1 protein-coding gene is annotated in these 2,076 nt (G+C 53.5%); it reads left to right on the forward strand.

The window, feature by feature from the left end; all coding sequences use genetic code 11:
• Window positions 1-717 precede the first annotated feature (717 nt).
• Window positions 718-2,076: ATP-binding protein (locus AC07ED_RS07425; protein WP_478242035.1), on the forward strand; the 1,359-nt coding region annotated here is incomplete at its 3' end.

A 2,076-nucleotide genomic window follows, 5' to 3' on the forward strand; every position in this document is an offset into this window, starting at 1 on the left:
CTAAGTGGCCAGATAGTCGCCGCGAGGCGGCGCGACGGACGATTGTCCGAACCAAGCGTCGAGACACAAGTCTAAGCGCAGCTCAAAACGCGTTCTCAGGCCGACTTTTTCAACAAAATCCGCCCAAAACAGCGCAAAATCACCGCTCCAAGCACCACGCGGCGTAGGAATTATGCGAAAATCCGCTGCCTCGAAGCTGATGTCTCAATCTTAGAGGAGAGGGTGTGTCGCAGCTGATGCTCAAATCTGCGAAAATCCGATCCTGGTACCTAAAAACCAGCCGCTGACCAGTCGGACACAGCGATCCAGTGGCGAATCTGCTCATCGGCTCCACTTCCAAAAATAGTGCGAAAATTCGATGAAGTGGTCGGCTCCTCGGCACTGATCGCGCTTCAGCACCGACTTCATCGACAAAAAGAGTAGATCACGCGGTCTGCGAAATTGGACCTCTCCTTCGGGGAGGGAGACCGGGTGCCCCCCTGTTTTCATTGAAAAACCCTCAGCCCCTCGGTTCGGACGGTTTCCTTGAAAATCGTGCGAAAATTCTAAGTCGTTGTTTTTGTTAGTAATTGGGAGATTTTGCCTCTTGCGGCCTCTTCCTTCTCGTTAGATATGTTCACTTTATGTTCTTGCCGCATATGGTCGAGAGCACCCCAACTTTTTGACCCTCAATACCGCAGCACTTCTGCGAACGAAGACCTGCGCTTGGAGCTTAAGATGACTGACCAAAAAAACCGACCGAAGTGGGCTGACGCTACTCGAGCAGCCTTGGCGCTTTACCTGAGAGCCGAAGTGCACCGGCAGAAGCTCTTCGACGTTCAAGTTGCCACCATGTTGAAAGACATTCAAGCGGACCCCGCCTCGGTGCAATTGTCCGAGGCCCTGCGTCTCGCGATGAACCACGCTATTCTAGGGTTCGCTGAACTTCGGGCACTGTTTTCATTGGCCAAAATGATCGCCGAGACGCCTGCCGTGAACCTTTTCGCTGAAGGAGCTTTGACTGTGATTGCGACTGACCTTGATGCCTCGGCGCTGCAAGAAGCGGCCGCGATGATCATGCTGTCAGATCAAAAGATCGGGTTCGCAAATTATGCAACGCGTAACGTCGGACTTCGCGTTATTGACAGCCGGCGGCTCATGTCCAAATACCGCTCGGAAAATGACGATCTGGTTTTAGAGGCGCTACAAAAGACGCGGCCGACCCTGTTCGTTGACCATACGAATGCCTTGGATCTGTCTTTGTATCCTGATGGGATTTGGCAGAGCCTTGATCTGCAGCGGGATTGGAGTGTCTTTCAATGTCTCTTTGAGCTGTTTCATCCAGACACGGCAGATGAGGTTTTTGCCTACCAGAGTGTGGATTTGGCGAAAGAGGCATCATTGCGCGAGGTATCTGATCTCGATCTCTTGATCGCACTCCGTCTCACACGGTTTGGGGATGCGGTTGCCTATCTCCGCTCGAAAGCGCTTAAGCGAGATGCTGATCTTGTAGTGAGGCCGCAATCCAAGGGGCCGACCCTGACTGAACTGGCAGGGTTAGGGCGGGCGAAAGACTATGCCGAAGACCTGATCGAGGCGATGACGGATTGGAAAGAGGGCCGTCTCGCGTGGTCAGATGTGCCGCGCGGGCTTCTGTTGGTGGGCGCACCGGGGACTGGGAAAACTGAACTCGCACGTGCGATGGCGCGATCAGGAAATATCAAGTTGGAGATAGCGAGCTATAACGAATGGCAGAAGTGTGGTTCGCTCTCTGAATTCCTGAGCGCGATGGAGCGCAGCTTTAAATCTGCGCAAAGTAATGCGCCTTGCATCCTCTTCATCGATGAACTCGATGCTTTCTTCAGTCGAAACGGGGGCGGTCCAGGATCTCACAATGACTCTTACGACACTAAAGCCATAACTGGGTTTCTCGAGCGGCTCGACGGTGTCGTTGAATATGAAGGCGTTGTGGTCCTGGCGGCGACGAACAGCATCGAGAGTATTGATCCAGCGATCCTCCGAGCAGGTCGCTTCGATAAGATCGTCGAGATCCTGCCGCCAAACCAACTGGATCTATCTCGGATCATCGGGCAGTAC

This window comes from Aestuarium zhoushanense (assembly GCF_056431045.1).